Genomic DNA, 26402 nt, shown 5'->3' on the forward strand with positions numbered 1-26402 from the left:
GTTAAAAAGTAAACAATTTTTTAATAAAGTACTAAACTTAACAGTACCCCCACATAACTATTAGCTCTGAATCTTGTCATACAATCAGCTGGGTTTCGGGTATCAAGAGTCGCTACTTGCAATATCAGTAAAATTAAAGCAGCTAAAATAGGTAAATAGTCGATATTACGGTTAGCTATCTTTGTTGCTAAGATAAATAATAATATAAAACCTATATAGCATACATAAAGCCAAAATTTAGGATGCTTGTTCTCTAAATATATGCTTAAAGATTTCACTCCTATTTTCTTATCGTCTTTTATATCCATATATCCGTAAATCGTATCATAGCCGGTTGCCCAAAAACAGCATGCTAAATACATAATAATTGCTGCCGCATCAAGTTTATTCTGAACTGCCGCATACGCTATTAATGCCCCGAGCTTAAAAGTAAAGCCCATAAATATTTGCGGGAAGTAGGTAATACGTTTCGTTAGCGGATATAGGCTAATCATTATTACCGCAAAAAAACCTGTATATATGGCTGTTTTGTTTAAAAGTAACAAGATATAAAGTGATATAATACTAAGAATAAAGAGTATAAAAATAGCATAAGAAACAGACACAGCACCACTTGCTAAAGGTCGGTCTTTAGTCCTTGCAACATGTTTATCAAATTTCCGATCAAATATATCGTTAATAATACACCCGCTACTCCTTGTCGTTATACTACCTAAAATAAATAACGGTAATAAATAAGCTAATTCCGTGTTAGAAGGGTTTGCAAGCAGCAATCCAAATAAAGCAGGGGAAAAAACTAATATATAAGGTACCGGCTTATCTACCCGCATTAATTTTAAAGTAAGTACAGCACATTTCAGAAAGCTTGATACAAGCGAATTTTGCAGCACTCGCCTGTGCTCACGTAGTTTTCTACGCTGTGCAGGCTCGCCTTTAAATTCATCTTGTCTGAAGCTTTCTGAAATGTGCTGTAAAAGTTTGTTTGGCATTTCTATTTTCTTATTAATTCTTTAGCAAGTTCTGCTTCTAACTCTTCAATAGTTGGGAGTTCACTTTTTATCTCTTCAGGTAGATTTTCAGTTATTTTATACTCTGCAAGTCCGATAGGTTTACTTATATCACGTAACGCATATTCTGCAAGTATATTATTTTTTGATTTGCATAAAATTAGCCCAATAGAAGGGTTATCGTTTGGATACTTTAAAATATCATCTACAACCGATAAATAAAAATTCATTTTACCGGCATATTCCGGTTTAAAATCCTTATCTTTAAGCTCAATTACTACAAAACAACGAAGTTTTAAATGATAGAATAATACATCAATATAGAAATCTTGTTCTCCTATTTCTAAATGATATTGTCTGCCAACAAAAGCAAAACCTGCTCCAAGCTCAATTAAAAATTTTTCTATGTGTTTAGTTAATTCTTTTTCTACTTCCCTTTCCTGTGCTTCATTTCCTACACTTAAAAAATCAAAAACATATGGGTCTTTGAGCGTATAATGTGCTAGATCAGATTGAGGAGAGGCTAGTTTACTTTGAAAGTTTGTTATTGCTTGTCCTTGCCTTTTATGTAACTCAAGTTCAATTTGTGTAACCATCATATTACGTGACCAACCATATTCAATATCCTGCTTTACGTAAAATAACCTATCCTGCTTCTTAGATACCTTATCTAGTAAGGTAATATTATGATACCACGTCAATTGTGCAAGCACCTCTTGCACAAATTTAATATCTTGATATTCTTCAGCAAAACGCCTCATATATTTAAGGTTTCTGTTGCTAAATCCTTTCATTTCAGGAAATGCAGAATGTAGATCACGGCTTAAATTATCTATTACTTTAGCGCCCCAACCGTATTTTTCCTGTCGTTTAAGAATTTCATTACCTATATGATGATATAGCTTTATTAACTCACTATTTACTGACCTTGCAGCTTGATAACGACTTTCAGATACTCGAATTTTTAATTGCTCTACAAATTCTAAATACTCTGAATCAATGATATTTTTATCCATAAAATTTTTAGTTTAATAATAATTGGCATTATATACATGAATTTCTATATTTTCAATTATAGGTTTATTATTTACTAAAAATTATTAGCAATAGTTCTATTGTCATAATCATATATAACCTTTATAATAAGATTCTTGAATCAACTATAAAATCCATGAAAGAATTTCCGAAAAATTATAATTTTACAGAAAATGAAAAAAAATGGCAGCAAATTTGGCAAGAGAAACAAATTTATGCTTATGATCCAAATATTTCAAAAGACGAAACCTATGTAGTTGATACGCCGCCGCCGACAGTTTCAGGGCAGTTACATATCGGGCATGTTTACAGCTATACGCAAACCGACTTTATCGTACGTTTTCAGCGTATGACGGGTAAAAATATCTTCTATCCTATGGGTTTTGACGATAATGGTCTACCAACCGAGAGGCTTGTTGAAAAGCAGAAGCAGATCAAAGCTTATAATATGTCTCGATCTGAGTTTATAAAAATTTGTGAAGAGGTAGTAGCAAGTGAAGAAGAAAAATTTAGAAGCCTATTTAATCAAATAGCCTTATCGGTTGATTGGAGTTTAGAGTACCAAACTATCAGTCCGTTATCTCGTAAAATATCACAAATGTCTTTTCTTGATTTAGTTAAGAGAGACGAAATTTACCGCAATGATCAGCCCATATTATGGGATCCGGTAGATGGTACAGCTCTTGCTCAAGCTGATATTGAGGACAAGGAAAAAACCTCATTCATGAATTATATTATTTTTAAAACCGAGCAAGAAGAGCCGCTTACTATAGCAACTACAAGACCTGAATTATTACCGGCTTGCGTCGCCGTATTTTATCACCCTGATGACAAGCGTTATAAGCATCTAGCAGGTAAATCAGCTATAACCCCGCTTTTTAATGGGAAAGTTCCGCTGCTTGCCGATCCTTTAGTACAACAAGATAAGGGTACAGGTTTAGTTATGTGCTGTACATTTGGTGATCAAACGGATATTACTTGGTGGAAAACGCATAATTTGCCTTTAAGAACTATTGTTACTAAGAAAGGTACGATAGACTTCCCTCACGATATTGCTATAGATGGTTTGAAAATTAAAGAAGCTAGGACAAAAATAATAGATATTTTAAAAGAGCAGAATTTACTTACTAAACAAGAAGAAATAATCCATACAGTTAAATGTGCTGAGAGGTCAGGGGCTCCTCTTGAGATACTAACCGTACCGCAATGGTTCGTTAAAACTATATCACATAAAGAAGCTCTACTTAAAAGAGCAAGTGAGTTAAATTGGCATCCTAAAAATATGAAGATTCGTTTAGAGAATTGGATTAATGCTATTAGCTGGGATTGGTGCATAAGTAGGCAGCGTTATTTCGGCGTGCCTTTCCCTGTTTGGTACTCTAAAAGAGTAGGTGAAGAAGGCAAGATTTTATACGCCGATATTTCACAGCTACCTGTTGATCCGTTAAGAGATTTACCTATAGGCTACAATAAAGAGGAAATAGAGCCTGACTTAGACGTTATGGATACTTGGGCAACAAGTTCCGTTTCGCCCCAACTTTCTACTCATGGTATTTCTGATGATTTCACTATTAATAAAGATAGACACGATAAATTATTTCCGATGGATTTAAGGCCTCAAGCACATGAAATTATCAGAACTTGGGCATTTTATACTATTTTAAAAGCTCATTTACACCAAAATACTTTGCCGTGGAAAAACATCATGGTAAGCGGTTGGTGTTTAGCTGAAGATCGAAGTAAAATGTCAAAATCTAAGGGCAATGTTTTAGTTCCTGAAAAACTGCTAGAACAATATGGTGCCGACGTAATACGTTATTGGTCGGCAAATTCAAAGCTTGGAGCTGACACCACCTACTCTGAAGACGTTATGAAAAACGGCAAACGGCTTGTTAATAAGCTGTGGAATGCCGCTAAATTTGTTTCTATACATTTTGAGAAATTAAAAGATGAAGATAAACAACCAAAGCTTTTAGACGTTAAAGAAAAAATCACAAATGATTTTGATAAATGGATGATTAATAAACTTGTAGAGCTAGTAAAATATACCACTCAAGAATTTCAGAATTATGAATATGCAAATGCTATGCACTTAACAGAAAAATTTTTCTGGGCAATATTTTGTGATAATTATTTAGAGATTAGTAAAACTCGTGCTTATGATGAGGAGAATGAAAACCCTACAGGGCAATATAGTGCAATACTTACACTTTATCACGTTATGCAAGTTTTATTAAAATTATTTGCACCATTTTTACCTCATATTACAGAAGAGTTATATCAGATATTATATAGTGAAAATTCTATTCACGTTAAAGGCAATTGGGTTAATTACGGTGGCTTAAAATATAATATAGATGCAAAAGGAGCAGAAGGGCTACTTGAAATTTTAGATGAGGTACGAAAATTTAAAGCCGAGAAAAATCTCTCAATAAAAGCTCCGATAAAATTGCTTGAAGTTAGCGGCATAGAATTATCTGCAGAATTAACAGAAGATTTAAAAAACGCCACATCGGCGGAAGAAATACAATTTGAGGCTCAAGGTGAAAAAATTAAAGTCAATGTTATCCTTTAAAAATATTACAGGTTTAATATTACTTATCTTTGCCGGTATATTTTTTTTATGCTTATATATTAGAACATGACTGGTGATATGTAACCTTAAGTGATGAACAAGTAAAAAAATATAGCATTAGCGAGGAAAAAGCTATTGCCCTTTATCAGTTAATGAAAGACACTCATGAGCTACTTGGGAAGAATAATATTAATTATTGGATAGAAGGCGGCACTCTGCTTGGAGCTGTTAGACATCAAGGTATAATTCCTTTTGACGATGATTTAGATATAGGGATAATGCACGAAGACGAAATACACTTGCAGCAAATATTAAAGCAATTTGAGCAACTCGGTTATATTGTTTCTTTTAAGAGATCTTACAATATATGCAAAAAAGTATGTTTGGATATTTTTATTTTTCATAAAGAACAAAATAAATTTATTCATACTAATCTAACTACTCGCAATAAATATCCAAACGACTTTTTTTACGATTATGAATTATATCCTTTAAAAAAATATAGATTCGGTAGTATAGAGGTTTATGGTCCCGCTGATCCTATAGGAAATCTAAATAGGCAATATCCAGAATGGGATAAGTATGCAGTGATAGAGCATTCCCATAGCTTACATTTACCTTTTTTATCGAATATCGAGAAAAAAACCAAATTTATACTAACGCCGGAATTGTTAAAACCGGCTCAGCCACTCGGACCTCTAGAAGATAAAGTGAATATAGTCAATTCAGCTACATTTATTGGTATGTGCGAGGATATGGCTTATAATTAATGTCGAAATGGTCACATGATTTACATTTGACTAGATTACCTTTTTTGCAAAAATTCATATCAAACAAATTGAGATAAGAAAGTAATAGCCGGTACTATCCATAAACCCGATTTATCAAAGCAAGAACCCGAAATAGCTTGTTTATTTTGAATTACTTGAAAACTAAACTCAGGTTTAAGTAATTCATGAAAATATTTTAAGCTTGAAGAAACGGTTGAGTCATTTACTTTTGCTTCCACTAAAATCCAAGGCTTATCATCTTTTGTTATTACTAAATCAACTTCACGTTTTTGTTTATCACGAAGATAGTATAAACCAAAATCACCAACCCCCGTTTCGTTCCAAAAATATACGGCTTTTAACAGGTGAGAAGCTACAAGATTTTCAAATCTCGCCCCTATATCTTTGATTTGCGACCAGTCCCAAAGGTAAATTTTTGGCTCTTTTATTAAGCTTTTTACTACATTTTTAGACCAAGGTTTGATCGCAAAACAATAATAATGCTTTTCTAGCAAGGATAGCCATCTTCTTATTGTTTGATCTGAAACCCTAACTTTATTAGCAAGGTTCGTATAGCTTATTAATGATCCTGCTTGCTCGTTTATAATGCTAGCAAGCAATTCTAATGCATAAATATTATTGATATCTTCAGTATTTCTTACATCTTCTCTAAATAACTGCTCAAATCTTTGATTACTCCATATTCTATGAAATTTAGCAGTTGCTTTTAAATAGCTTTCTGCAAACCCTCCAAAATTTATTAGAGCTTCAAATTCATCTATAGTGATATTTTTTGGGCTTTTTATATAATCAGCGTTATTATCAAAATTTTTAGCTATTTCAGATACCGATAACGGATGCACGATTAAATTTATATAACGCCCCATTAGGCTATCGCCGCCTTTTTTATATATATTCAATTTGGCACTACCTGTTATAATAAATTCAATATTTTCTCCGAATTTATCATAAAACCCTTTTACAAGATTTTTCCAATCTTTATATTTATGAATTTCATCTAATATTAGACACGGTTTCTTATCGGATACGGTAGATAGTAGACTTTCAAAAAGTTCCGCATGTTTGTTTAAGATTTTATTTCTATCTTCTAGATAGTCCCAATTTAGGTAAATTGAATTGGGATTAGGCTTGATTACTTGTTTTGATATTGTAGTTTTTCCTACCTGCCTTGCTCCGCTTATAAATACAAGCTTACCATAGTTTGTTAGATATTCTTCAACTTGCTTTTTATATAACCTATCCATTATGATATCTCTATAAGTTTATAAAGATATTATAGGCTAATATCGAAACGGTCAAGACTATTCCGACATTAGCAACGAAATGGTCATAATATTATGACTGATCGCCCATTAGAGGAATTTCAGTTACATGATCATTAATATCTACCTGAATTAAACTACTTTCTTGATGAAGTTCAACACTAACATCAAGCAGCGAGTGTAAATGCTTGGATATTATCTCAATAACCTTAGGATCACCCGTATTATTTGCTATTTCCATATACTCATTTTTTTGAGGCATACATGGAGTGAGCTTTTCAATATATTCTAAATATCCTGCTTCAAGAGCTCGGCTAAAGAGTTTTTCCGCTGCTTCCTTAATAGAGGAACGCTTAAATACGCTATCAATAGTCTCTGAATTCCCATTGTCAAGCACCGTTCTTAAATAATTTTCATTTACTACATTTTTAGAAGACTCAAGGACTTTATTAAGAATATCCTTATTCCATTTTTTCCATGATTGATCAAATCCACTCCATATATCTATCTTTTCTACCCGCTCAAGGAACATATCAACAATCTCTAAGTCTCCTATATTACAAATTAAAGATTTACCATTAATCTTCAATATTGAATTATTAAGTATTATCTTGATCAATTCCTTATCGTTAGCTTTTAGAGCATCAGACAAGGCGTTAGGTCCAGTTCCACGAAAGTAGGTGTTAAAATTAAGAATTGCATACCAATCTTTAATATACTTATTTCTATGCTCGACATATTGTGGTGATTTGGTGTATTCTTCAAAAGTCCAATTAGCATTTGCTTGAGCTTCTTCTAATAGATCTTCATAGCTATCGGAGGTATTTAATTGTTTTATCAAATTATTAATAGCTTCAGGTTTAGCTTGTATAAGTTTTAAAATTTGTTCTTCTACCTTAAGATAAGTCTTAAATTCAATTTTTTCCTTAGTATCGGCAAATTCATCTGCGTTTTTATATTTACCATACTTCAACAACTGTAGTTCAGTATTTATAGCATTTCCTAGCTCAAACAAAATATCGCTAAATATACAAAGCATCTCCCTATCTGCATTAATGACTATTTTTTTTCTGCTAATTGACAGTAAGCCCCAAATTGTTTAGCATTAAGGTATTCCCCTCACCTGTATCATATGCAAATTCTATAGTATTAATTCCTGCTTTTGCTGCATCTGTAATGAGTTGAAGTGTAGGAGTAAAATCTCCGCATAGATCATCCATTAAATTTATTAATTCTTTTAATTCTACTGTTCTTTCTTCAGTAACTTTAGTGAAAACAAGATTGAAATTTTCAAATAACATATTATCCCCTTTATTTATTAATACTTTTGAAGTTGCAATAATACAGTATTATTAACAAAATGTTAATTAAATTATTAATTTTTTAATATTTAATTAATGTATTTAAAATAATTAGTGCAAATTATAGAGTACTTAGGTATTATTTAGTATTAAACATTGCTAACTGTAAAGAGAAACATCATATAGTAGACAAGCTAGGCGTGTTGCATGACTCGATGTCATTCCCGCATAGGCGGGAATCCAGGGTAAAGCGAGATAAATCGAGCTTTTAATTTCAAAAATTCGCTGTATTTATGTTTTTTTCTGGATTCCCGCCTACGCGGGAATGACATCGAGTAGGCTTTGCAAACCAGGTAACAAAGCCGTACTTTTAGCAGCTTTGTTGCATGGCTACCAAATCGTCATTGCGAGGAGCAAAGCTTTGCTACAATCCAGAAAAATAATTAAAAAAATGCTGAAATTAGCATTTTTTACTGGATTGCTTCGTCAAAACTTACAGTTTTTCCTCGCAATGACGATATACGACTTTAGTTAGCAACCTCAAAACTTAATCTTACTCTATGCCTTATTTATTACCGATTACCGCAGCTGCACTACTTATCTTATTAGTTTTAATGATTTGGTTTTATGTAAAAACTAAAACCTTAAAAACGCAGCTACAATTCTTATCAGAGCAGAATCTAGAAATTATCAATAATAATCAATTATTGAACCAAGAGAAAATAGGGTGTTTACAGAAAATTGAGCAATTAAAGTGCAAAGTAGAATATCAAGAACAGACTATTAAGGATTCAGAAAAAATAAGAAAGGAGTCATTTTCATCGGCGAAAGCTGCATTATTTGATTTAGGTAAAGATTTGTCTAAGCAATTAATCGAAATTCATAAAATGGAAAACACAGCGGCAAGAGAGCTAGCCGAGAAAAATATCGCTACTGCTTCGGGAAAATTTAACAGCGAGTTTGAGCGGTTGATTACTATGGTAGGAGCATTAAATAAAGATATAGAGCAATCAAAAGGTACGGTTGATTTGATAAAACAGTCGCTACTTTCTCCTATTGGCGCTGGGCTACTTGCTGAGATTACCCTTGAGAATATCCTAAAATCATCAGGCTTACGTCCCAATTTAGATTTCATTATGCAATACGGCTTAACTACAACAGATAGTGGGAAGTTAAGACCCGATGCCCTTATTTTTCTTCCTTCCGGTAATTTAATGGTCATTGATTCCAAAGCTTCAAAATTTCTAGTTGATGAGCAGGATAATAGCGGGAATCTTAGTAAAACCATGAATTATCATTTAAAATCTTTGGCTAATAAAGACTATGCCGAAAATATTTTAACTAATCTAAACAAAAAGGATCAGAGCTTTAACAATGTTATTACTTTAATGTTTTTGCCCACTGAACAAGCGGTAGAGAAAGTTATTGCAGCCGATCCTGAATTTTTACAAAAAGCTTGGAGCTGTAATATCTTTCCCGTAGGACCTGCCGGGCTTATGAATATGCTATCATTTGCAAAATTTCAAATTACTGATCATCGTCGTTCAGAAAATTATAAGGTAATCATTGAAGAAGTGAGAAAGCTGCTAAGCTCCATCGGTACTATGGCAGATTATTCTCAAAAAATCGGTAATAACCTGCATAATATGGTTACTAATTACGATAAATTTGCTGCCTCATTTAATCGTAATTTTATGTCGAGAGTTAAGAATATTCACAAACTCGGTATTGATTCAGGAAATAAAGCCATGCCAGCTACCTTAGAGCGTTATCAAATCGTTTCCTCTAAATCAGAAATTATTGAATTAGAAGCAGAAAACCCACCACAAATAGAAGAAAAATTATAGAGGTATACTATACCTTACCTATAATGCTCATAACGGATAATTTGTGCTGGATTCATAAATATTCGTGCATTATGCTTAGAACGCATACACTCATGCAGGTATACGTGTTCGCAATCTTCTTTTATGGAATCGTAAAAGCAGTTTTCAAAAAATTTTCTTTTATATATGGCAAGACTATTAAAACACGAATTTACCGGTAGTAAATCTGAATCCGGAGGATATATTTTCTGCATTAAAGCAAGGTTTTCCGTATCAAAATAACTCTTGCCGGTTTTTAAGTTATATTCAGCCGGAGTATAGGAAAATTCTTCATTACGAAAGGCAAAAGCATCATACATTTGTCCTTTGGAGTTAAATATTCCATTTGAGCATACAACATCCCAACGATCAATTTTGCTAAAACTGTCTAATATTCCCCTAATATCAATACCGTAACCTATATACATATCAAGAATAATTACTATATCAAACTCATCAAATTCACTTGTATTTAAAATTTCTAGATATTTATTCCTAATATCCGCTAAGAACTTTATAGAAGGTCTTTTTTGGTTAAAAAAGTCCTGTGATATAATTTTTACTTTATGATTTATTAACTGCCACAAGTTTAGCATTAATTTTGTAGAATCGGTAGAATCATTTTCAAAAATTATTATTCTGTAATCTGAAAAAAACTGTCCTATATATTCTATATGAAGCATTGCGTTTGGTAAATGAGGTGCATTACTCCTTGTAATGCCGGCAAAAACAACCTTATGTTTACTCATCTCCAACTTACCGGTCTGCAGGTTTTCATCACTAATAACATCCAGTTTAGTAATTTTTTCTACAGGTAAAAATCTATAATAGAAAAAAACGGATAAATGAAGAGTCGTACACATTTATTGCTCCCCAAATAATCATAAAAATTATAAGTATAACTTTATACACTCTCTGCTCCCCTAATTCTCCCGGCTTACAATATTATTATGCATATTAGCTACGTTTGTAAGGATTTGTTCCATAGTAAATTTATCGAGATAAATCTGATGAGCTTTTTTTGCCTTTTCATAAGCTTCTTCAGGATGAGACTTAATCCATTCTAAATGTTGATTTATTTGAGAGTATACTTCCTCAGGAGATTTGTTTAAAGTTTCTATATATAGTATATTATCACCAAAAGTTTCTTTTGCCCACGGCATTTCATCAACAATTACCAATGCTGAAGAACTAACAAGTTCTAAAACTCGTCCGGAAGGAAAGTTTTCCATAATATGATCTTCCGAATGCAATGCTAAACCAATACCGCTTTTTCTTATTGTATCAACAAATAACTGATCGTTATAAGGTATAAATCCTCTATAGGAATTAAGCAGTAACCAACCTGATCTAGGACCATACATGTCTACATCCTTACGTTTATCAAGTAGTTTATATAACTTTTTATATTTGAGACCAGAGCGAGTATTATCCCAATTATAACCACACATAAATAACCTCGAATAATTAATTTTAATAAACTCTGTTTTAGGTCGTGAAAACTTGAAATCAATTATAGGTATGGAAATATCTTCATAATATTGATTAATTTTTTTAAAATCCGTAACAGCAAGCAATCCATCAGATTTAATAGGTTTAGGACAATAATAGGGAACCAAAGCAATGTCTATCAAATATTTAGCATTATTTCTCAGACAAGGAAAATGTAAAATAAAATAGTGTCTAATATCCCCAACCTTACCAAAATCAGCTGCGGATATAGTAAAATCAGGATTAAATTGCCTAACTATATTATACATTCTAAAAATATCTATCGGATGCATATTAGTGCTTATTGAAATAAATAATGATTCCCACCCAAGATTATTCGCTGCTTGCTGTATCCTCATACAGGCCAAACGATCATGTCTGCATAGTATTGCAATTCTGTAAGGAACATTTGGATTTTTAGGAAGCTGTACGGTATAATTGTACTTTTCTAACTGTTTCTGTAATGAAAGGGACGAAAAATTATAATAAAGCCCCTGATATAGATCCTTGCGATATATACCATTTTTTCCTAGATCATAAATTTCTAATAACAAATATATTGGTAAAATTACTGCTAATAATATAAATGGAAAAATTAACACAAGTTTCGATTTATTTTTAATACGCATAAATACTCTAAAAAAAGAAATTAGTAATATTATAATTTTTTATACTAGATTCTGTCTACTTTTAATAGAATAATCATAATTAATCAAATGTCTACAGAACCTAAACATGGTACTTCTTCTGTAGCATCAATATCAATAACTGTATCATCGTTTGTGCCTGAGGCAATTTTATTAAGCCAAGTAAGGGTAGTAGCGGTTTTCTCAGCAATATTTTTACCTGCACTACTAATTGCCTTACCAACATTTAAATCCGATATAGCAGTTGTTAAAACATCTATTAAAGTTGCAAGACTTAAGAATTTTAAATCTTTAATAGACTCAAACATTATTAAGGGTACTATCGCTACAGTCAATCTTGCCGCATCATTATAGTAAAACTTTTGAAAAAACACATCATTAGTTAATTTTTCGCCGGTGATATTTTCTATAACTTTATTGCCACAATATGTTGATACCAATAAAGAAGCAAGACGCATTAATTTAACAGAAGTGGAGGCATAAAACATTGGATCTTCATAAAATTCTAATTCTGGATTACGAAAATAAAAACAGATATAATCTAAAATCAGTGTGGCTATTGCCGAACACATAGCAGTACTCTTCCATCCATGATAGGCACTAATGTCCGATTCAATATTGTTAAAATCTATATCTTGATTAGTAAGTTATTATATATTGCCTGAAGTTTTATTTGCGTATTCTTATCTTTTTCAGAATGTTTATATAGTAACTGAAAATATGGTTTAATTTCTTCAGCTGTAAATTTCTTATTCTCAATTAAAGCCGGTACAATTTTATCATGCAAAAATTTAATTAATTTATTTTGCATAAAATTTGTAACTTTACTTTGTTCTTCTACTACTCCTGCAGCTGCAGACCATCGCAAAGCCGTATATACAATTATACGATTAATAATATCATTATTTAATAAATCGATAGGCTGCAACCCTAAATTAGCAGCATATCTAAAACAAATCGCAGTTGTATTTACGGCATCATTAGCAAAACTTGGAGTGCAATCAAATAAAAATTTAATATCTTCAGCATTTTCATTGTCATTGTTATTTTCTAATGCTTGAAACATATTATTATTAATCTCTTTAGTTTGTCTATTTGATAAGACCGTACCTGGAAAAGATAATAAAATTTGTAGCATCGCAAGGCTAGTGGTCGGTAAAGCACATAATTCATACCAAGGATCCTCTTCATCAATTACATACGAACGTAAAGCAATTACACCGGCTATAAGAGCAGCATAAGTAGCTGCTATTTTACCTGAATGGTTGCTAACTAAATCTGATTTTTCAGTTAACCAAGAAGCAATTTTATGATCTTTATTATATTTATCCGTAGCTTTTTCTATTCTAGTAAGACTTTGCTCTAATGAATTAAGATAATTTGCAAAATTTAAATGAGCTTTTTTTACTATATTAAACTCGGCTTCATAAGAGGAAGATACATTTAAAGTATTTGTAAGTAATATTGCTTTAGCTATATAGCGATATAAAAAATACTCTCTCGTCAGAGGATATGCCATAGCATCGATTTCTTTGGCTGCTTTAATCAAGCTTTCAGATTGATCTAAATTATTTTTTAAAAATACTTGGGCTTTAGTAACAATGGTACTAAACTCTAGTGAATTTATATCCCCTATATTATCTAGCATAGAATCAATGATATTCTTGTTTTCTACTCCTATTAACTTCTGTAGCTTTGTATCTAAAAAATGATCTTGATTATTTATCTCTTCAAAACAATTGCTCCAGTGAGAATGACCTATATTCTCATCTTGATACTTTCCGGTAGCAGCTACTTTACTTAACATTGTTTCTAAATATTGAGTATAAATAAAACTTTGATCTAGTATCGTTAAATCTTTAAAATTTTTATTACAGAACCATATTTTCAATACCTCACCTAAATTAAAACTAGCAAGTGCTGTAGTAGTTTTCCATAATCTTAAGCCTAAATTTGATATATCATTATAATATTTTATTATTACTTCTAGTTTATTACTCATAATTTCAATTAAATAAATATTAAAGTTAAAATAAAAAATATAAAAACCTCTTAATATTTATTCAAATCTTTTATATGTAATTATTTATAATCTTTAATTATTTTATTATGAGATAACATTAAAATCACACACGGGCAACGCCGGTTTATGATAAGAGAGAAGAGTATTGGAGGTACAAAAGTTTTTAACCAAAAAAACAATAGTTGTGGACATAACATATCCTTTTTTATCTTCTATTTGCAACAGAATCTGATTAATGATATAAAAAATATCAATAGACTTCTTGCATAACCTATCTTATAAAGAGGAATTTGAAGGAAACACGGAACACAGAACCGCAGCGTACATACTAGTACGTGAGGATGCGAGTACCGGATTGACGTACAAATTACCTTTAGAAGGAGGTTATGCAAGAAGTCTAATATCTAAATCGTTTATATTATAATGAGAATACTAGTAACAGGAGCTAACGGCTTTATTGGATCATATATTACAGCTGAATTATTAAAGAATAATTATGAAGTAATATGCTGTGTTAGAGATGTTGAATCTACAAAGAAAAAATTCCCTACTGCAGAAGTTATATATTGTGATTTTAATATAGACCTAACACCACAAAGCTGGATAAATAGATTAAATAACATAGATATAGTTATTAATGTATCAGGCGTATTAACGTCTAGTCATGCTAATAATATTGAAAATGTTCATGTCAATAGTCCAAATGCTCTATTTAAGGCTTGCACCCTTACTAACGTAAAAAGAATTATTCATATTTCAGCTCTTGGAATAGAGGATGAAAAAAACACTGCTTATGCTTTAACTAAAAAAGCAGCTGAAGCATATTTACAAAAATTAGAAATATAGATTGGGTGATTTTACAGCCATCTCTTGTTTACGCAAGCGGTTGTTACGGTGGTACCTCACTATTTAGGGCTCTTGCAACATTACCGTATTTTATTCCTTTAATAGGCGATGGTTTACAACAATTTCAACCTATTCATATTGATGATTTAACGAAAGTAATTATTCACTGTATAGAAAGGGAAGGAAAAATCCACAAATTATTAAAAATAGTTGGACCAGACATAGTTACCATGAAGGATATCTTACTTGGATTTAGAAGATGGCTTGGAGTTAATCCTGGAAGACTAATAAAAATTCCTCTAATATTCATTAAAATAGTAGCTAAATTAGGGAATTTTCTAAAAATAGGACCCATTAATTCTACTGCGTATAATATGTTACTTCAACCTAATATTGCTGATAAAAAAGATTTTATCAATTTTACTTCTATAATCCCTAGAAACTTGCAACAAGATTTTGCAACCGAACCTTTAACCGTACAATCCATATGGCACGCTAGGCTTTATTTTCTAAAACCTGTGATAAAAATTGTCTTAGGGCTATTTTGGATAATGACAGGAATTATTTCAAGCATTTTTGCTTATGATGCTAGTATGCAAATTATAATATCACTAGGATTTGATAAACAAATAGCACCTTATATATTATACGGAAGCTGCTTTACAGATATTATTCTTGGAATTCTATTAATTATCAAAAATAAAATAAGTAAGATATGTAGTTTACAAATTTTATTAATACTAGCTTATACTCTACTATTAACATATCTTAAGCCAATATTATGGCTAGATCCGCTTGGTCCGATATTTAAAAATATTCCAATAATATTACTTACTTTAGTATTAATGGCTATAGAACGAGATAAATAATGGATTATCTTTTTATAAAAACTATTCATATTATTAGCTCTACCATTTTATTTGGTACTGAAATCGGTACTGCTTTTTTTATGTAGTGGACAAATAAAACCGGTGACTTGAATGCAAAGGCATACACAGCTCGCACTACAGTTATAGCTGATCTTCTTTTTACTACTCCAACTGTGATAATTCAACCAGTTAGCGGCATAATATTAGTAAATATGCTTGGCTATAATTATTCTGATTTATGGCTTATCTTAACTTATATCGGATATATAATCGCCGGTAGTTGTTGGCTTCCGGTGGTATGGATTCAAATTCAACTACGAAATATGGCATTTGAAGCATTAAAACAACGAACTTCCCTACCGGAAAAATATTATAAATTATTTAAATTATGGTTCTACCTAGGCTGGCCAGCATTTATCAGCTTGATTATTATTTTTTTCTTAATGGTATTTAAACCGTTATAACATTAGTTTAGGATAAATTTTATCCTAAATTAGTGTTGTCCTATGGTCAAGCCGGTGTTGTTGCATGGCTCGTTTATGTCATTCCCGCGTGGCATTGTTGCGTAGATATCAAAACCGTCATTGCGAGGAGCGAAGCGACGTGGCAATCCAGAAAAATAATAAAAAAATTCTGATTTACGCAATTTTTTACTGGATTGCTTCGTCGAATTACTATGTAATTCTTCTCGCAATGACGGAAAAACCGAGCCATGCAACAACGCCGGTCAAGCCACGGGATGACACCGAATGCGTTTTTCGATACACGCAGGCAAGCCCGTAAGAATTATATAGAGAGAAAACAATATCTACGCCGGTATATCTTCAATAATCGGTTGTTTTTTGTTTGATTTTGTAGAAATAAGAGATGTCATTATCGGTTCTACTAAGCCGTTAACTACCTCTTTTGTAATAGTAACACGCTGTTTTTTTAGCTCAGCAACTTTATACATACTATCAAGCAAAAGATGTTCAAGTATTGAACGAAGTCCCCTTGCTCCCGTCTTTTTAGCTAGAGCTTTTTCGGCAATAGCTTCTAAGGCGATAGCCTCAATTACAAGCTCAGTATCATCAAGCTCGAATTGTTTCTGATATTGCTTTACTATGGCGTTTTTAGGCTTAGTTAGAATTGTAATTAAAGCTTCTTTATCTAACTCGTCTAAAGTCGTAACGATAGGTAACCTACCGATAAACTCCGGAATTAAGCCGAATTTAGTTAAATCTTCGATTTCTAGAGATTTAAGAATTTCACTATTATTTTTCTCTTTATCAATATTTACGTTAGCCGCAAAACCTATAGAACTATGATTAGTTCTTGCGGTTATAATGCTATCAATCCCCATAAAAGCACCACCGCAAATAAATAAGATATTTGAAGTATCTAACTGTACGAAATCTTGTTGCGGGTGTTTCCTACCGCCTTGAGGAGGCACGGAAGCAACTGTTCCTTCCATAATTTTAAGTAGTGCCTGTTGTACGCCTTCTCCTGACACGTCTCTAGTAATAGAAGGATTTTCCGATTTGCGAGCAATTTTATCAACTTCATCAATATAAATTATGCCTTTTTGTGCTTTCGCTATATTAAACTCAGCTGCTATCAATAAACGTAGTAATATATTCTCAACATCTTCACCGACATAACCGGCTTCCGTTAAAGAAGTAGCATCCGCCATAGTAAAAGGTACGTCTAGAATTTTAGCAAGCGTTTGAGCAAGTAAAGTTTTTCCTGAACCGGTAGGACCGATCAATAAAATATTCGACTTATTAAGCTCAACGTCATTATTGCCGGATTGTACATATTCAAGTCTCTTATAATGGTTATAAACCGCTACTGCTAAAATCTTTTTAGCTTGGTCTTGCCCAACTACATAATCGTTTAGAATTGCAGATATTTTTTGCGGCGTTGGAATTGAAGAAGTAATTTGCTTTAACGCAACTTTACTTTCTTCTTTCATAATATCCGTACATAAATCTATACATTCATCACAAATAAATACCGCAGGACCTGCTATTAGTTTTTTTACTTCATGTTGTTTTTTACTACAAAACGAACAAATCAATTCTTTTTTATCAGCTTCTACTACCATTAACTTTCTTTTTTATGTTTATTTTAATAGTTCTTATTATCGTCATTGCGAGGAAAAACTATAAGTTTTGACGAAGCAATCTTAGGAGTATTATTTTATGAGATTGCCATGCTCCTTGCAGTCGCTCGCAATGACGGTCAACAACACCCTATACAACCCTACCATACATATAATAATCTTTATGCTCATTTGCAACTATTTCGTATTTTTTAAGGATTCCCTCCCTAGCAAAACCACATCTCTCAAGAAGATTAATTGAACGAAAATTATCAGTAATTACTGTTGCCTGTACTCTTATAATACCAATATAATCAGCAAATTTTAATATATTTTTTATAGATTTTAACATCATACCTTGACCCCAAAAACTAGGATCTAAATCATAGCTTATTTCTGCTCTATGATACTCTAGATTTATTATATTAAACCCTGCTGTACCTATCAATTTATTATCGTCTTTAAGGGCAATTCCCCAATAAAAGCTTCTATGATTTTTATATAAACTAGACCAATAATGTATTTCTTCTCTAGCTTCTTCTAAGTCTTTAGGTCTATTACTATCAGTTATATAAATAGCCATTTCCGACTTACTCATATAATTAAAATAATCTTGTGCATCATCTTCGACTAACGCACGTAAAACTATATCGTTTAAATCAAGTACAGGAAAAGGAGCATATAAATATTCTCTATTTATCATACATAATTAATCGGGTCTTGTACATTATTCTTTTTAAAAGCATCGAGTCTTATCATGCAAGCAAGGCAATTACCACAAGATAAATCATCCTCCGTAGGGTCGTAACATGAGATTGTATTTTTATAATCTACTCCAAGCTCCAGCCCTGTTTTAATTATTTGCTCTTTTGTCATATCAATTAAAGGAGTATGAATGGTAATTCTGTTTCCTATATTGGTTGCCAAATTCGCCATTTCTTCAAAAGATTTAATATATTCAGGACGACAATCAGGGTAATTTGCCGAATCGCTTGTATGCACGCCTATAAAAATGTCTTTTGCTCCTATTACTTCTGCATACCCTAGTGCATAACTTAAAAATATCGTATTACGAGCAGGCACGTAAGTAACCGGCACATCTTCAGGTAGTTCGTTTACATCGTGATAATGCGGAACATCTATATTATTATCGGTTAAAGCAGAACCACCGAAAGCCCGCAAATCTATATCAACAATCTTATGCTGCTTGACGTTATATTCTTTTATAAGCTCCTTAACTTTCCGAAGCTCTGCATTATTACGTTGTCCGTAATTAAAACTCATAGCATGGATTTCATAACCCATTTCTCTTGCTATTGCAAGAACCGTAGCAGAGTCTGCCCCGCCGCTAACTAGAATAACTGCTTTTTTCATTGTTTACCGATAAAGTTAATTTTTGAGATACTAGAGCATTTAAACTAATTTTTGCTCTAAGTGCTTCAAGTACTAAAGCTCGATGCACACGTTTATCTACTCTAACATTAAACTGTCCGCTATATTCTTTCCTAGACGGTGCTAAAGGAATAGATTGATTATGACTTATATAACTTTCTTTCATTAAAGTCCAAGCTTGTTGTAATTCTTGCAGTGCTTTTTCAGGCGAATTGCCAAAAGCCGATACGTTCGGTAGCTCTTCAAATCTTGCTAGCCAATCTCCATCCGTATCTTTAAAAAGCTCTATAGTAAACCCGTCAAATGCGTCATTTGTTTTCATCTTCATTTCCTTTTTCAAAGTTTAAAAATTGTTGAACTTGATATTCTTTTGCCATATTTCCAAAAGTCTGAATAGACAACCTATCTCCTTTAGGCGAGTACCAAATCTGATGGCTACCTTTTTGCCTATCTTTAACCCAACCGCACTTAGTCATTAAAGTATGAAATTCAGAGAAACTTAGTCCTTTAGGATTTTGTTTAGCTTTATTTATAAGTTTTATATACTGATTCATACTGTAACTATATATAGTTATAATATATAAGTCAAATAATATATGTTAATACAATAAATATTCTTGACTAAATCCTTCTGATAATCTAAATTTACGTTGTTAATTTATGGCGGGTGTAGCTCAGTTGGTTAGAGCATCAGGTTGTGGTTCTGAGGGTCGCGGGTTCGAAACCCGTCACTCGCCCCATATTTTGGGATTGTTATGTGGTTACCAAATCGTCATTGCGAGGAAAATTACATAGTAATTTGACGAAGCAATCCAGTAAAAAAATACTAAAGTTAGTACTTTTTTATTATTTTTCTAGATTGCCACGTCGCTTCGCTCCTCGTAATGACGATTTGATATCCAACAACGCCTAAAGTCACTCGCAATGACATTTTTTCTTATGGATATCAAACTTTTATATAGACTAATTAAGTATCTAAAGTTCTATAAAAAAGACTTGATCATCGTTATGATTTCTTTACTTAGCGTATCAGCTTCATTATTACTAATCGGTAGTGTTTTTAGAAATTTAGTTGATAACGGCTTAAGCCAAGACCATATTTTATCGGTTGATAAATCTATATTATATATTTGTTTATTAATTATCATCTTAAGTATTGCTAGTTTTTTCCGTTCATATTTTATCAATAATGTTGCTGAAAAGGCAGTTAATCAAATAAGAAAAGAAGCTTATAGTAATTTAATTAATTATGAAATTGAAGAGTTTGAAGAACTAAAAATCGGCGATATAATTTCACGCCTAACAAATGATATAGATCAAATATCTACTCTCATAGTTAATTTCTTATCTTTTTTTATTCGCAATTCGGTGATGCTAATTGGCGGCGTTACTTTAATGTTTTTTGAAAGCTTTAAACTCGCTTCTATAGTAATTATTACGATTCCTATCTTATTAATTCCTTTAATTAAATTTGGCAAACATGTTAAGACTTTATCTAAAAAAGCTCTAGAATCTAAATCACTTTTAGCGTCGGATATTGATGAAACTTTTAATAATATTAGAGCTATCTATGCTTTTAACAATCAAACAAATAAAATTACCGATTTTGATATTAAACTACAAAACTATTTAACATACTGCAAAACCCGTTTAAAAATTCGTGCTTTATTCTTTGCGATTTCAATAGCAATTATATTTCTTGCAATTACTTTAGTTGTTTGGATTGGAGCTTCGGATATAGTTAAAGGGAATTTATCTGCCGGTCAAATTATCTCGTTTATTTATTATGCTATCATTGCCGGCTTTAGTAGCGGCGGTATTTTTGAACTATTAAGTGAAATACATCTACCACTCGCCGCACTAGAGCGAATAATTACAATTATAGATAAGACTCCTATAGCACATAATAGTTATTTAGAATTAAATAATTCCGATCCAATTTCGATAGAATTTAAAAATGTCGATTTTACCTATCATTCAAGACCTAATTTAAGGATTATTAATAATATGTCTTTGAAGATAAATGCCGATAAATTTATCGGTATTGTAGGCAGATCAGGCGGAGGCAAAAGTACCTTGATACAGTTACTGCTGCGTTTTTACCGGCAAGAAAACGGCACTATCCTTATTAACAATCAAGATATAACTCTTTCAAATCCTGCTGAAATTCGTAAATTAATTGCCTATGTTCCCCAAGAAGCTAACATTTTTTCCGGCACTATAAAATCAAATATTATATTCGGTAATACGCAAGCAAGCGACGACGAAATAAATGAGATAATAAAAATTACGGAAATAGAAGAATTTGCTGCTAAACTTCATGACGGTATCAATGCTAAAATCGGTGAGAGAGGAGTTAGATTATCAGGAGGACAAAAACAAAGGATAGCTATTGCTAGAGCATTACTACATAAACCACAAATCTTACTTCTTGACGAAGCAATGAGTGCTTTAGATACGATGAGCGAGCAGAAATTACTAGAATCTATAAAAGAAATAATGAAAGGGAAAATTATTATATCAATTGCCCATCGGATTAGTAGTATAGAATCAGCTGATTATATTTTAGTGATAGATAAAGGAGGAGTAGTCGCTGAAGGATCACATAATGATTTATCTAAAAACTCAGAAATCTATCGTAATATTTGCAGAGAGCAGTTAACAGTATAAAAGGGTATGTCATTCCTACGAAAGTATTGCCTGCGTGGCTCGGTTTTCCGTCATTGTGAGAAGAATTACAAGGTAATTCGACGAAGCAATCTCAGGAGTTTGTTATTACTTCATGAGATTGCCGCACTCCCTACGGTCGCTCGCAATGACGATTTGGTATCCACGCAATAATGCTGAGCTAGGAATGACAATAAAGTAGATAATTGATATATTTGTTACAATAAAAGCTCCGTAGTATAAAAAAATTTAAATATTAAATATAATTTAGCTTGAAAGCTGCCGTGGCTTTGTTATAATCGTTAATTACAAAACAAAAAAGGTTTACAAAATGAAAAATTTATTAAAGATTTTATTAATTCTAGCTTTCGCAAGCCCAGTATTTGCTTCATCAATGCAAATGCCTGACCCAGCTTCAGTTACAACAACCCAAATACAAGCTATGAGTACTGACGATCAACAAGCTTGGGTTGCTAGTTTAACAGCAGATCAGTATAATATGCTAAGTCCTGGTGTCCAAAAGTGGGTAATGGAAAATACTACCGATGCTCAAAAACAAGCTTTAGGAATTAATCAGTAATATTTTAATTGATTTTTAAAATTGATAGGGAACTGTTAACAAAATAATTCTAATTGATAATTAAAAAGAATTTTTAGCGAAAATTAATAAGATTTTTGAAAGAATAGTTAATACTATTTCAAAAAAGTTTTATAATTTACAGCAAAAGTAAACTTAATTAGCTTTAAAATTTATTTTGTTAATAGTCCCATATGTTAGGAATAATTATTCTTAACATATATCACTAAAAGTTTCTGCTTTCACTTCCTTTCAGTCTTCCTGTTATCGTGTCATGTATATACTCATTGATAAATAAAAATTGCTAGACGAGTATAAATATTCATTTATTCTTTCTTTAGTAAAATAATACACTAATTATTGTAAGCTATAAGAATTATAGAAAGCTAGTTTGTTGGGTGGCTTTGCTGTAATTCCTGTATCCTTATTTATGTCATGCCTGCAAAAATATTGTTGCGTGGTTCGGTAAATACTCTTTATGTCATTCCTAGCTAAAAGCGGGAATCCAGTAAAACTGACAAAAAACTTGTTTTTTTAGGTTTATTTTGTCAATAATAAGACTATTTTTTTGGATTCCTGCTTTCGCAGGAATGACAGCAATATCCACGCAACAATGCTACTCGGGAATGACATAAAATAAGCCACACAATAACACAAGCCTATCACTGGGGTGACATCGAGCAGACTTTTAGATTCAACAATACTTTGCTAAAACAACCTAAAACTAACAATTACTTATGAAATTACTTATTACCGTAATCATCATGGAAATACTCGCTGGAGCGGAAATAGATTTATTCGTTCCAAGCTTCCCTAAAATACAAGATACATTCAACCTTTCAACTTTTATGACGGAACTACTACTCGGTGTAAATCTAACCGCTTATTGTATTACTTCGCTTATAGTCGGTAATTTAGGAGATAGGTATGGACGCAGACCGATTATTATACTCGGTTTACTGATTTTTAATCTTGGTAGTTTATTTTGTGTATTTGCAAATAATTATGAAGCCATATTATTTGGAAGATTTTTGCAAGGATGCGGGATATCATCGGTTGCAGTGCTAGTATATGTTGTTCTTGCCGATATTTATTCGGTACAAGAGCAGCAAAGATTAATGGGTATTTTAAACGGCACTATTGCCCTTTCTATGGCAATAGCACCGGTTATAGGTAGCTACGTCAATTTATTTTGGGGCTGGCGTGGTAATTTTGTTTTATTGCTTATAGTAGGTTTGATTAGTCTAATTCTTGGTATATTATTTATTCCGAAAAGAAAAGTTAATAAAAAAATACGTATTTCCTTAAAAGAATATATACCTATCTTCAAATCGCCAAAAGCTATATATTATATACTTACAATGATATTTCTTGCACAAGGATATTGGATATTTATTGGGATTGCTCCTATTTTATATATGCAAGATTTAGGTGTAACTTTAGAATATTTCGGACTTTATCAAGGAGCAATGGCGGCTCTATTCTCAATTATGAGCTTTTCAAGCGGTTATTGCTTTAAAAAATTCGGTATTAGAAATTGCTTCTATTTTGGAGTTATATTTATAATACTATTCCTACTAGGAAATAGTATATTAGTTATATATAATATTAATAATCCTTTAACTATAACAATAGTTACTTTATTATTATCTCTTGGCGTGATATATCCGATTAACATATTATGGCCATTGCTTTTAGAAGCTATTCCGGACGGTAAAGCTCGTATGACGGCTATGTTTACTGCGGCTAGATTGATTTTAACGGCATTTGGGCTGCAATTAGTAGGATTTTTATATAACGGTACTTTTACCCCTCTTGGCATTACTATATCCATTGTTACGCTATTTGGGTTAATAACATTACCTAAATTATTTAAGTACGATAAAGTCTTTGAGATTTCTGATAGAGTGTAGAGGTCTTTGTTTCGTCATGAGCTAAGCGACTGCAAGGAGCTTGGCAATCTCAGGAAATAAAAACTAGATTGCCACGTCGCTTCGCTCCTCGCAATGACGATATAGATATAAGAACAAATAAAAAAAATGATCAATAACAATTTTATTTTCAAGATAGCTTTCAGATATTTTAGAGCTAAGAAAAACGAAAAATTTGTTTCTATTATTTCTGCCTTTTCTTTAGTAGGCGTAATGATCGGCGTTGCAGCATTGATAGTAGTCATGTCCGTTATGAACGGTTTTCATATAGAGCTTACTAAAAATATTATCGGCTTAAATGGGGATATAGTAATAAATCGGCAAGGCGGTAGTATTGATAACTATGAAGAAATTAAAGCTAAACTCCTAAAACAAGATTATGTAAAGCATGTAACATTCATCGCTCACGGTCAAGCTTTGGCTCTTGGTAAAAGTAATAATAGCGGTGTGCTTGTTAAAGGTATGAAATTAAAGGATCTAAGTTTAAGAAATGAAATTTTTAAAAATGTAAATTTCGGTAGTTTTGATGATTTTCACGGCAAAAACGTAATAGCACTCGGAGAACAATTAGCAAGTAATTTAGGCGTAACAATTGGGGATAAGATTAGATTAATTTCACCAAATTCAGTTTCTACCGCCTTTGGCAGTATGCCAAGATCAAAAGAATTTAAAATTATCGCAATTTTCAATAGCGGTATGTATGATTATGATTTGACAACGATATTAATGCCGCTTACCGCAGCACAAAATTTCTTATCTCTCGGCGACGATATTAATTTAATCGAAATTAATAGTCTAGACCCCGATAAAGCTCTTGCATATTCATATAAAATACAATCATTATTAGGTCCAAACCTATACGTATTTAATTGGCAAACCTTAAATTCACAGTTTTTAAGTGCCCTTGCTGTCGAGCGTACGGCTATGTTTACTATTCTATCTTTAATTATTATGGTTGCCGCCTTTAATATTATTTCAAGCTTATTTATGCTTGTTAAAGATAAAACTTCAGATATTGCAATTCTTAGAACTATGGGAGCAAGCACTAAGCAAATAATGCTTATTTTTATCTATAACGGAATGTTTATAGGATTACTTGGCACAACACTAGGTGTAATCCTTGGTGTTACTTTCTCTTATAATATTCAAACTATCAAAAATTATTTGGAGCGTATAACCGGTACTAAAATTTTCGAGGCAGCTATTTATTTTCTTTATAGTTTACCTTCAAAAGTAAGAGCTGAGGATATTATTTTAATTACCTCTTTATCTATAATATTGTGTTTTCTTGCGACAATTTATCCTTCTTATAGAGCCTCAAAATTAAATCCCGTGGATGCCCTAAGATATGAATAATACAGTCCTCATTCTAAAAAATATCTCAAAACATTACAGCCAAGGCAAAACTATTGTTAGGGTACTTGATGATCTTAATTTAACGGTTAATGAGGGTGAATTAATCGCTATAATAGGTTCTTCAGGTAGCGGCAAATCGACTTTACTACATATTGCCGGCTTGCTTGATAAACCTACAAACGGTCAAGTCATCATACCAAATAGCAAGTATCAAAAATATCATCTCATTCGTCTTCATTATTTAGGTTTTATCTATCAACAACATCACTTACTTAAAGATTTTACCGCTCTTGAAAATGTTATCATGCCAAGACTTATTAGCGGTCTTGATCAAAAAGAAGCAATAGAAGATGCAACAAAGATATTAGATGATTTAGGACTTGGAAAAAAACTCTATAATATGCCCGGAGAATTATCGGGTGGAGAACAACAACGGGTCGCTATAGCTCGGAGCTTAATTAATAAGCCAAAAATTATTTTAGCAGATGAACCGACAGGTAATTTAGATCCCAAAACTACAAATGAAGTATTTAATTTATTTTTAAAAGTAGCAAGAGAACAAAACACCGCAATTATTATGGTAACACATAACCATGAGTTAGCACATAAAATGGATAAATTATATAAGCTAAAGCACGGATTATTAAATATAGCTTGATTTGAAGCCCAAAAATTCTGATAATT

General features: G+C 32.1%; 23 protein-coding genes, 1 tRNA gene and 3 pseudogenes. 13 read left to right on the forward strand and 14 right to left on the reverse strand.

Annotated elements, in window-relative coordinates:
- Nucleotides 1-20: 20 nt before the first annotated feature.
- Both ubiA and ACE38Q_RS04655 read right to left on the reverse strand, forming a co-directional pair.
- Nucleotides 21-830, reverse strand: coding sequence for a 4-hydroxybenzoate octaprenyltransferase (gene ubiA / locus ACE38Q_RS04650; protein ID WP_500191296.1), 810 nt, complete (start codon nt 828-830; stop codon nt 21-23).
- A gap of 161 nt (nt 831-991) precedes the next feature.
- Nucleotides 992-2023 carry a PDDEXK nuclease domain-containing protein gene (locus tag ACE38Q_RS04655; RefSeq protein ID WP_500190267.1) on the reverse strand — a complete coding sequence of 344 codons (1032 nt, stop codon included), beginning with the start codon at nt 2021-2023 and terminating at the stop codon, nt 992-994.
- Between the two features lie 155 nt (nt 2024-2178).
- On the opposite strand from ACE38Q_RS04655, the gene ACE38Q_RS04660 reads away from it, so the two are divergent.
- Nucleotides 2179-4617, forward strand: coding sequence for a valine--tRNA ligase (locus ACE38Q_RS04660; RefSeq protein ID WP_500190268.1), 2439 nt, complete (start codon nt 2179-2181; stop codon nt 4615-4617).
- A pseudogene (locus ACE38Q_RS04665) lies at nt 4586-5387 on the forward strand (LicD family protein). Before ACE38Q_RS04660 ends, ACE38Q_RS04665 begins: the two are co-directional and overlap by 32 nt.
- A 59-nt stretch (nt 5388-5446) precedes the next feature.
- Here the strand turns inward: ACE38Q_RS04665 and ACE38Q_RS04670 are convergent.
- The 3 genes from ACE38Q_RS04670 to ACE38Q_RS04680 form a co-directional block, all read right to left on the reverse strand.
- Complete coding sequence (locus ACE38Q_RS04670) at nt 5447-6652, reverse strand: ATP-binding protein (protein WP_500190269.1); 1206 nt, start codon at nt 6650-6652, stop codon at nt 5447-5449.
- Nucleotides 6653-6743: 91 nt separating this feature from the next.
- Nucleotides 6744-7709, reverse strand: a complete 966-nt coding sequence (locus tag ACE38Q_RS04675; RefSeq protein WP_500190270.1) for a hypothetical protein — start codon at nt 7707-7709, stop codon at nt 6744-6746.
- A gap of 34 nt (nt 7710-7743) precedes the next feature.
- A complete protein-coding gene (locus ACE38Q_RS04680; protein WP_500190271.1) occupies nt 7744-7971 on the reverse strand; it encodes a hypothetical protein in 228 nt (75 codons plus the stop codon).
- A 560-nt stretch (nt 7972-8531) separates the two neighbouring features.
- Here ACE38Q_RS04680 and ACE38Q_RS04685 point away from each other — a divergent pair.
- Complete coding sequence (locus tag ACE38Q_RS04685; protein WP_500190272.1) at nt 8532-9818, forward strand: DNA recombination protein RmuC; 1287 nt, start codon at nt 8532-8534, stop codon at nt 9816-9818.
- A 14-nt stretch (nt 9819-9832) separates the two neighbouring features.
- Here the strand turns inward: ACE38Q_RS04685 and ACE38Q_RS04690 are convergent, their stop codons facing one another.
- The 4 genes from ACE38Q_RS04690 to ACE38Q_RS04705 form a co-directional block, all read right to left on the reverse strand.
- Nucleotides 9833-10699, reverse strand: a complete 867-nt coding sequence (locus ACE38Q_RS04690; protein WP_500190273.1) for a hypothetical protein — start codon at nt 10697-10699, stop codon at nt 9833-9835.
- A 60-nt stretch (nt 10700-10759) separates the two neighbouring features.
- Complete coding sequence (locus ACE38Q_RS04695) at nt 10760-11956, reverse strand: glycosyltransferase family protein (protein WP_500190274.1); 1197 nt, start codon at nt 11954-11956, stop codon at nt 10760-10762.
- A gap of 83 nt (nt 11957-12039) precedes the next feature.
- The gene (locus tag ACE38Q_RS04700; protein WP_500190275.1) at nt 12040-12546 is read right to left on the reverse strand and encodes a hypothetical protein; all 507 of its coding nucleotides are present in this window, start codon (nt 12544-12546) and stop codon (nt 12040-12042) included.
- A 56-nt stretch (nt 12547-12602) separates the two neighbouring features.
- Nucleotides 12603-13976 carry a hypothetical protein gene (locus tag ACE38Q_RS04705; RefSeq protein WP_500190276.1) on the reverse strand — a complete coding sequence of 458 codons (1374 nt, stop codon included), beginning with the start codon at nt 13974-13976 and terminating at the stop codon, nt 12603-12605.
- A 274-nt stretch (nt 13977-14250) separates the two neighbouring features.
- Between ACE38Q_RS04705 and ACE38Q_RS04710 the strand changes: the two are divergent.
- From ACE38Q_RS04710 to ACE38Q_RS04725, 4 genes and pseudogenes are all read left to right on the forward strand, one after another.
- Nucleotides 14251-14418, forward strand: a pseudogene (locus tag ACE38Q_RS04710) (palindromic element RPE1 domain-containing protein); the annotation flags it as partial.
- 2 nt (nt 14419-14420) lie between these two features.
- Nucleotides 14421-14843: an SDR family NAD(P)-dependent oxidoreductase gene (locus ACE38Q_RS04715; protein WP_500190277.1), complete on the forward strand. Its 423-nt coding sequence runs from the start codon at nt 14421-14423 to the stop codon at nt 14841-14843.
- Nucleotides 14844-14848: 5 nt separating this feature from the next.
- On the forward strand, nt 14849-15712 hold the full coding sequence (locus tag ACE38Q_RS04720) for a DoxX-like family protein (RefSeq protein ID WP_500190278.1): 864 nt from the start codon (nt 14849-14851) through the stop codon (nt 15710-15712).
- Nucleotides 15712-16176, forward strand: a pseudogene (locus ACE38Q_RS04725) (DUF2269 family protein). Before ACE38Q_RS04720 ends, ACE38Q_RS04725 begins: the two are co-directional and overlap by 1 nt.
- A gap of 344 nt (nt 16177-16520) precedes the next feature.
- On the opposite strand, the gene clpX reads toward ACE38Q_RS04725, so the two are convergent.
- From clpX to ACE38Q_RS04750, 5 genes are all read right to left on the reverse strand, one after another.
- Complete coding sequence (clpX, locus tag ACE38Q_RS04730; RefSeq protein ID WP_500190279.1) at nt 16521-17798, reverse strand: ATP-dependent Clp protease ATP-binding subunit ClpX; 1278 nt, start codon at nt 17796-17798, stop codon at nt 16521-16523.
- 148 nt (nt 17799-17946) lie between these two features.
- On the reverse strand, nt 17947-18498 hold the full coding sequence (locus ACE38Q_RS04735; protein WP_500190280.1) for a GNAT family N-acetyltransferase: 552 nt from the start codon (nt 18496-18498) through the stop codon (nt 17947-17949).
- Nucleotides 18495-19169, reverse strand: coding sequence for a 7-cyano-7-deazaguanine synthase QueC (queC, locus tag ACE38Q_RS04740; RefSeq protein WP_500190281.1), 675 nt, complete (start codon nt 19167-19169; stop codon nt 18495-18497). Before queC ends, ACE38Q_RS04735 begins: the two co-directional genes overlap by 4 nt.
- Nucleotides 19144-19509 (reverse strand): toxin-antitoxin system HicB family antitoxin, encoded by a 366-nt coding sequence (locus ACE38Q_RS04745; RefSeq protein WP_039594813.1) that lies wholly within the window; start codon nt 19507-19509, stop codon nt 19144-19146. Before ACE38Q_RS04745 ends, queC begins: the two co-directional genes overlap by 26 nt.
- The gene (locus ACE38Q_RS04750) at nt 19496-19663 is read right to left on the reverse strand and encodes a type II toxin-antitoxin system HicA family toxin (protein WP_500191299.1); all 168 of its coding nucleotides are present in this window, start codon (nt 19661-19663) and stop codon (nt 19496-19498) included. The genes ACE38Q_RS04745 and ACE38Q_RS04750 overlap by 14 nt, the downstream gene beginning before the upstream one ends.
- 187 nt (nt 19664-19850) lie before the next feature.
- Between ACE38Q_RS04750 and ACE38Q_RS04755 the strand changes: the two genes are divergently transcribed.
- From ACE38Q_RS04755 to ACE38Q_RS04780, 6 genes are all read left to right on the forward strand, one after another.
- A tRNA-His gene (locus tag ACE38Q_RS04755) sits at nt 19851-19927 on the forward strand.
- A 199-nt stretch (nt 19928-20126) separates the two neighbouring features.
- Nucleotides 20127-21857, forward strand: a complete 1731-nt coding sequence (locus tag ACE38Q_RS04760; RefSeq protein WP_500190282.1) for an ABC transporter ATP-binding protein — start codon at nt 20127-20129, stop codon at nt 21855-21857.
- Nucleotides 21858-22185: 328 nt separating this feature from the next.
- Entirely contained in the window at nt 22186-22434 is a 249-nt protein-coding gene (locus tag ACE38Q_RS04765; protein WP_500190283.1) for a DUF2673 domain-containing protein, read from the forward strand.
- Nucleotides 22435-23168: 734 nt separating this feature from the next.
- Nucleotides 23169-24344, forward strand: coding sequence for a multidrug effflux MFS transporter (locus ACE38Q_RS04770; RefSeq protein ID WP_500190284.1), 1176 nt, complete (start codon nt 23169-23171; stop codon nt 24342-24344).
- A gap of 126 nt (nt 24345-24470) precedes the next feature.
- The gene (locus tag ACE38Q_RS04775) at nt 24471-25718 is read left to right on the forward strand and encodes a lipoprotein-releasing ABC transporter permease subunit (RefSeq protein ID WP_500190285.1); all 1248 of its coding nucleotides are present in this window, start codon (nt 24471-24473) and stop codon (nt 25716-25718) included.
- The gene (locus tag ACE38Q_RS04780; RefSeq protein ID WP_103897569.1) at nt 25711-26376 is read left to right on the forward strand and encodes an ABC transporter ATP-binding protein; all 666 of its coding nucleotides are present in this window, start codon (nt 25711-25713) and stop codon (nt 26374-26376) included. The genes ACE38Q_RS04775 and ACE38Q_RS04780 overlap by 8 nt, the downstream gene beginning before the upstream one ends.
- Nucleotides 26377-26402 lie beyond the last annotated feature (26 nt).

The organism is Rickettsia endosymbiont of Thecocarcelia acutangulata (assembly GCF_964263195.1).
In the GTDB taxonomy this organism is placed as follows: Bacteria; Pseudomonadota; Alphaproteobacteria; order Rickettsiales; family Rickettsiaceae; genus Rickettsia; species Rickettsia felis.